Annotated in this window: 6 protein-coding genes; all 6 read right to left on the bottom strand. The window is 73.9% G+C overall.

Going from position 1 to position 6,844, the window contains the following annotated elements; translation table 11 throughout:
• The coding region (locus tag ACFE60_RS06470; RefSeq protein ID WP_375388028.1) for a hypothetical protein at positions 1-744 on the bottom strand (744 nt) is incomplete at its 3' end.
• Between the two features lie 218 nt (positions 745-962).
• Positions 963-2,210, bottom strand: a complete 1,248-nt coding sequence (locus ACFE60_RS06465) for an MFS transporter (protein WP_375388027.1) — start codon at positions 2,208-2,210, stop codon at positions 963-965.
• A 30-nt stretch (positions 2,211-2,240) separates the two neighbouring features.
• Positions 2,241-2,927: a hypothetical protein gene (locus ACFE60_RS06460; protein WP_375388026.1), complete on the bottom strand. Its 687-nt coding sequence runs from the start codon at positions 2,925-2,927 to the stop codon at positions 2,241-2,243.
• Positions 2,928-2,931: 4 nt separating this feature from the next.
• Positions 2,932-4,758, bottom strand: a complete 1,827-nt coding sequence (locus tag ACFE60_RS06455; RefSeq protein ID WP_375388025.1) for a thiamine pyrophosphate-requiring protein — start codon at positions 4,756-4,758, stop codon at positions 2,932-2,934.
• A gap of 93 nt (positions 4,759-4,851) precedes the next feature.
• Positions 4,852-6,324 (bottom strand): MFS transporter, encoded by a 1,473-nt coding sequence (locus tag ACFE60_RS06450; protein ID WP_375388024.1) that lies wholly within the window; start codon positions 6,322-6,324, stop codon positions 4,852-4,854.
• Between the two features lie 176 nt (positions 6,325-6,500).
• Positions 6,501-6,788: a DUF4287 domain-containing protein gene (locus ACFE60_RS06445; RefSeq protein ID WP_375388023.1), complete on the bottom strand. Its 288-nt coding sequence runs from the start codon at positions 6,786-6,788 to the stop codon at positions 6,501-6,503.
• Positions 6,789-6,844 lie beyond the last annotated feature (56 nt).

The raw sequence follows: 6,844 nt of genomic DNA, 5'->3' as shown, positions 1-6,844 counted from the left end.
CAGCGCGGCCCGCGCGGCGCCGACCTCGTCGAGGAGCGCGGCCGAGCCGGCGGAGACGGCCGCCCGGCCGGCCACACCGAGCGCGAGGGCGCCGTTGCCCGCGAGGCCCGCAGCGTCGGCGGCGGCCCAGTCCGCCCACGGCACGGAGTCGATCAGGCGGTCCGCCGGCACCGGCACCGCGTCGAACGCGAGCGTCACGGTCGCGGAGGCGTTCGCGGCGACGAGCGCGGCCGGTTCGGAGTGCATGCCGGGGCCGACGTCGAGCAGCGCCGTGGTGATCGCGCCGTCCTCCTCCACCGCGGCCACCCGCAGCACGTCGGCGACGCCCCAGCCCGTGACCCAGAAGGCGCTGCCGGAGATCGTGCGGTCCTCCCCATCCCCCAACAGGCGCAGCGCCGCCGGCCCCCGCACCGCGGTGATCACGACGCCGGCGCGCAGCCGGCCGGCGGCGAGATCCCCCGCGAACCGGGCGATCGGGCCCTCCGCCCGGTGGACGGGACCGAGCGCGCCCTGGTGCTGCAGCCACACGAACGCGGTCGCGAGGCAGCCGCCGGCGAGCGCGGTCGTGATGTCGATCCGCGTCTCGAGGGAGGCGTCGGTCGCCGCGAGCCCGGTGAGCCCCGCGTCGTCGAGCGCGAGGAGGTGCGCCGACGGCACGCGCTCCGCGGCGTCCACCGCCTCGGCGTCCGGCAGCAGCACCTCCTCCGCGAGGCGGCGGGCGGTCTGCACGACGTCGGCGGTCACGCCGCAATCGTGCCAGCACGCGCCCACCGCCCCGCGGGACGCTGCGGATCCTCCGCGGTACTCGGGGCGCCGCGCGGTGGTCGGGGCGTCGCGCGGTGGATCGCCCGCCGTCGCGCGGTGCTCCGGGCGTCGCGCGGTGCGCATGCATACCGCGCGACGCCCCAGCAACCGCGCGTCGCTCCAGCCACCGCGCCGGCGTGGGGACCGCGCCCTCCACGTCAGACCGCGGGGCGCTCCACCGCGGACGGTAGGCGCGCGCCGAGCACCGCCGCCACCACCGCGGTGACGGCCATGCCGACCGCGATCACGGCGACCCACGACAGCGGCATCGACCCGCCGAGCAGGACGCCGGCGAGCGGCGGCCCGATGAACCCGCCGAGCGGCCACGTCGAGGCCGCGAGCGCGTTGTACCGGGCGCGGAGGTGCTCGGGCGCGAGCGCGTTCGGCATCCCGCCGCCGATCGGGCTGTAGAACGTCTCCCCGAGCCCGAAGACGGCGAGGGACACGACGAACGCGACCGCCGCGACCGGTCCGTGCAGCACAGGCAGGGCGGCGACGGCGGAGATCACCCACGCGATCCCCCAGATCACCGCGGTCGCGACGAGCATCCGGCTGCGCCGCCACGGTCGCGTCCACCGCTCCACGCCCAGCTGCAGGACCACGATCGCCGCCGTGTTCGCGGCGAACGCGAACCCGACGACCTGCGTGGTGCTGCCGCCGGCGCCGGTCACGAAGGACGCCCACGGGCCGTTCAGCTGCGCGTACCCGAAGACGCCGAACGCCAGCGCGACCGCGAGGTAGCCGACGAACGCGCGGTCGCGCAGCACGACGGCGTACCCACCGCGCTCCGCGACCGCCCGACGGGGCGCGGAGCGGTAGCCGGGCGACCCGCGCAGGCCGGCGAGGATCAGCACCGCGAACACCGCGGTGGTCGCCGCGTCGACCCCGTAGACGAGGTGGAAGCTCGCGGGCTCCCTGACCGACACGATCCAGCCGGACAGCAGGCCGCCGACGCCGATGCCGGCGTTCAGCATGCCGAACCGCAGCGCGTAGGCGCGGGAGCGGCCCTCCGCCGGGATCTGCACGGCGACCAGCCCGTTCAGGGCCGGCCACACCAGGGCGTTGCCGATGAAGTTCAGGGCCACCCCGGCGGAGGCGACGCCGGCGCCGGGCGCGGCCGCGAGCACCGCGGTCCCCGCGGCCTGCACCAGCAGCCCGATCCAGGCGAGCCGCCCGAGCCCGGCCCGGTCGCCGAGCGGGCCGCCGAGCGTCGTCGCGCCGAGACCGACGACCGACGCGACGGCCAGCACCACCCCGGCGACGGGCAGCGGCGCGCCGAGCACGTCGTGCAGGTACACGAACAGGTACGGCAGCGTCAGTCCCTGCCCGAGCGCCGACACGAGGGTGCCGGCGAGCGTCAGGCGGAACGCCCGCCGCCCGAGGTCGACCTCCGCCTGCTCCAGCACCCGGACACCCTAGGGACGGGCACGGACACCTCAGCCGAGCAGGGACACCGCCCGCGCGATGACGAGCGCCAGGATCACGAACGCGAGGAACGACTCCAGTCCCATCAGCGCCTTCGCCCGCGTCGTCAGCGGCATGGTGTCGGTCGGCGAGAACGCCATCGAGTTCGTCAGCGAGAAGTACAGGTAGTCGACGAACGCCGCGACCCAGCCGCTGCGCTCGGAGGAGCCCGCGGCGACCTCCCGCACCGCGTCGCCGTCCTCGTCCTGCGGGAACCGGAAGTCGGCGTGCGGCAGCTGCGGCCTGGGCTTGATCCGCCGCGACACGGGCCCGCCCCGGTCCAGCTCCCAGTACGCGAGCCCGAACGCGATCACGTTCGTGACCCAGACCTGCAGCGTCGCGAGCAGGATCAGCGGCCCGTCCGCCTTGCTCGCGGTGAGCAGCGCGTGGATCACGATGCCGAGCGCGACCTGGTTCGCGAGCAGGAGCAGCAGCACCTGGCCGATCGACAGCCGCCGCGACCACCGCGTCTCCCGATCGAGCCGCGCAGGGTTCAGCACCACCACCGGCACGACGAGCAGCACGCCGACGATCACGACCGCGACCCGCAGCCCGACGGGCACCTCGCTCGGCAGCGCCCCGTACAGCGCGAGGGCGACGACGATGGCGACGACGGGTGGCCACCGGTGCTCGGTGGCGGGGCGGCGCTGCTGGACCACGCGGTCAGTCCCGCTTGTCGCCGAGGTGGAGCGCGCCCTTGACGCGCTCGATCCCCTCCGACACCAGGCCCTCCGCCGAGTCGACGAGCGCGGCGGGGGCGAGCGGGTCGCCCTTCGCGAACGCCTTCAGCGTGTTCTTCCGGTACTCGGCGGTGATCTTCGGCGGCAGGGGCGGCGCGTTCCGCGTCACGAGGTCGTCGATGACCGTGACGCCGCGGTGCGCGAGGGCCGCCTCCACCGCCGCAGCCGCGTCCTCGTCCTTCGTCACCGTGATGCCGTCGAACCCGAGCAGCCGGGCCCAGCCGGCGTAGTCGACGCTCTCGACGTCCTGCGAGCCACGCCAGACCGGGTTCCCGTCCTCGGTGCGCATCTCCCACGACACCTGCGCGAGATCGTCGTTGTGCATCACGATCACGACGAACGTCGGGTCGTCCCAGGACGCGAGGTACTTCTTCACCGTGATCAGCTCGTTCATGCCGAGCATCTGGAAGGCGCCGTCGCCGATCGTGCAGACCACGGTGCAGTCCGAGTGCGCGAACTTCGCCGCGATCGCGTACGGCATGGCGCCGTTCATGCTCGCGAGGCGGCCGGACAGGTCCCCCCGCATGCCGCGCCGCAGCCGGATGTGGTGCCCGTACCAGTCGGCGGTCGTGCCGGCGTCGCAGGTGACGACCGCCCCGTCGGGCAGGCGGGCGTTCAGCTCGTGGAAGATGCGGCGCGGGTTGCCGCCGTCCGGGAAGGCGAGCATCGCCTGCGCCGCCATCTCCTGCTCCCAGTCGTGGAAGCCGGCGGCGATCCCCTCCTGCCACGACCGGTCCTCGGTGCGGTCGAGCAGCGGGAGGAGGGCGGTGAGCGTGGACCGCACGTCGCCCCACAGGTTGACCTCGGTCGGGTAGCGGATCCCCAGCTGCTCGGGCTTCAGGTCGACCTGCACGCCGCGGGCCTGCCCCGTCTTCGGCAGGAACTCGCCGTACGGGTAGTTCGTGCCGAGCAGCACGATGGTGTCGCACCCCTCGATCTGGTGCAGGCTCGGCAGCGAGCCGAGCAGCCCGACCTGCTGCGAGTGGTACGGGACGTCGGAGGGGATCACGTCCTTGCCGCGCAGCGCCGTGATGATGCCGGCGCCGATCCGCTCGGCCGCCTCGAGCACCTCGTCGGTCGCGCCGCGAGCGCCCGCTCCCACGAGGAAGGTGACCTTCGAGCCCGCGTTGATCACGTCAGCGGCGCGCTGCAGCTCGTCGGCCGGCGGCGTGATCCGGGTGGACGCGGCGACTGCGCTCGAGCGGGACACCCAGTGCTCGACGCCGAGCTGCTCCGCCTTCATCGCCTGCACGTCGTGCGGCAGCACGATCACGGCGGGCTGGAGGCGGGCGATCGCGGTGCGGAACGCGGTGTCGACGACGGCCTGCGCCTGCTCGGGGGTCGTGATGGTCTGCACGTAGCAGGCGACGTCGGCGAAGACCCGCTCGAGGTTGTCCTCCTGCTGCGTGAAGGTGCCGATCGAGGCGAGGCCCTGCTGGCCGACCAGCGCGACGACCGGCACGTTGTCGCTCTTGGCGTCGTACAGGCCGTTCAGGAGGTGGAACGCGCCGGGGCTCGAGGTCGCGATGCAGACACCGACCTCGCCGGTGAACTTGGCGTGGCCGGTCGCCATGAAGGCCGCCATCTCCTCGTGGGTCGGGCGGATGTACTGCAGGCCGGTGCCCGACCGGTCGGCCGCGCCGAGGGCGCCGTCGAACGCCCCGATGCCGTCGCCGGGGTACCCGAAGACGCGGGAGACGCCCCACTCCTGCATCCGCCGGATGACGAACTCGCTCACCGTGGTGGCCATGACCGCTCCTGTCCGCGGCCTGCTGGTCGCCTGAGGACGGTATGTCCGTCCGCCGTGAGCGAGCCGACCGACCGCTGGGCATCGGTGCCGAGGTCAGCCCGCGGGGGCGGGCTCGCCGGCGACGGACGCGGACTCCTCGCTCGTCGGACGCGAGTCCTTCGGGAAGAGCAGGCTGACGAGCAGGAACACCACCAGCAGGCCTCCCAGCACCAGCAGCGCCGACCGGTACGCCTGCGCTGCGCCGTCGGCGGCGACCGTCGAGAAGAACACCGAGCCGAGCACAGCGACCCCGGCGGACGAGCCGATGGACTGCGCCGCCGTGAGCACGCCGGACGCCGTCCCGACCTCGTGGCCGTCGACCGCGCCGAGGATGATCGTGAACAGCGCGGCGATGACGATCCCGGAGCCGACGCCGGAGACGACGACCCCCGGCACGATCTGCCAGATGGAGAACGCGCCGCCCGCGCCGAGCTCGATCCACAGCAGGGCCGCGCCCGCCAGCTGCACGAGCGGCCCGAGCTGCAGCACGCGGCGACCGAGCCGCTCGGTGAGCACGGCGCCGCTGATCGCGCCGCCCACGGCCGACCCGATCGCGAGCGGCAGGTTGCCGAGCCCCGCCTCCCCGGCGCTGAACCGGTGGCCGATCTGCAGGAACAGCGTGAGCACCAGCTGGTTCCCCACGAGTCCGGCGAAGAAGATCGCGATGCCGCCCAGCCCGACGGTGTACGCCGTCTTGCGGAACAGGCTGGGCGTGACCAGCGGCACCCCGCCGCGATCGGCGAGCCGACGCTGCCGGAGCACGAAGAGCGCGAAGCCGAGCACGGACGTCCCCATGCACAGCCAGGTCCACAGCGGCCAGCCCTGCGACTGCCCCTCGTTCAGCGGCAGGACGAGCAGCGCCGAGGACACGGCCACGGTCGCGGCACCGAGCAGGTCGACGGTCACCGCCCGGTTCCCCGGCGCCCGCGGGATGATGCGCCACGCGACGATCAGCGCCGTGACGCCGATCGGGACGTTGACGAGGAACACGCTGCGCCAGCCGAGGCCGGCGACGTCCGCCTCGATGAGCGCCCCGCCGAGGATCGGTCCGACGATGCCGCCGAGCCCGAAGACCGGCCCGAAGACGCCGAACGCCGTCGCCAGCTCGCGGCCGGAGAGGTTGTCGCGCATCAGTCCGAGCCCCTGGGGCAGCAGCATCGCGCCCGCGAAGCCCTGCACCAGGCGGAGCGCGATCAGCGCGCCGACGGTGGGCGCCAGCGCGCACAGCAGCGAGGCCAGCGTGAAGCCGGCCAGCCCGATCAGGAACATCCGTCGGCGTCCGTACCGGTCGCCGAGGCGTCCGCCCAGGATCAGCCCGGCGCCGAGCGCGAGCGCGTAGCCGCCGATGACCCACTGCAGGGCGACGGAGGTGGCCCCGAGCGACTGCTCGAGCGCTGGGCCCGCGACGTTGACGATGGTGCCGTCGAGCAGATCCATGATCTCGGCCGTCAGCATGACGGCGACGATCAGCCATCGCCAGCGGTAGCCGCCCGTGGATCCGGAGGCATGGGGGGTGGGCGAGGACATGGACGCTCCGTCCAGTAGCACAGCGGAAGTGGCCCTCGGGAGCGAGGACCGTGACTGGCTCGTCAGGACGACGAGGCTGTACTCCGGGTGGAGGCGAGCGAGCAGGACGGGATCGGATCCCGGGCCGGCTCGCTCTTAAGTCGACGGCACGGTAGCACGCGGGTGCCGGGCGCTCCCTACGGCCTGGTCGCGATCCCGTCGAGCCAGAGCGTGTCGGCGTCGTCGCGGTGGACGCCGGTGGTGCCGACGTGCTTCGCGTCGATCCGCTCGCTCTTCTGGATCACGTGGACCATGGCCATGCCGTGCCCGCGGCCGAGGTCGTAGTCCGCCTTCAGCCAGGCGAGGATCTCGCCGGCCTTCGTGCCCGGCGCGTCGAGCCCCTTCTCGTGCGCGATCGCGACGAGCCGCCGCGGGGTCAGCCCCGTCTTCCGCTCGACGGCATCGAGGTACGCCTGGAAGGTCATGCCGTCAGTCTGCCGGTCGGCGCCTACCCTGCCTCCCCACCGCTGTCCAGCCCGCG

Source organism: uncultured Amnibacterium sp. (assembly GCF_964245895.1).
Classification (GTDB): Bacteria; Actinomycetota; Actinomycetes; order Actinomycetales; family Microbacteriaceae; genus Amnibacterium.
This window is presented reverse-complemented; position numbering and strand designations above follow the sequence as displayed.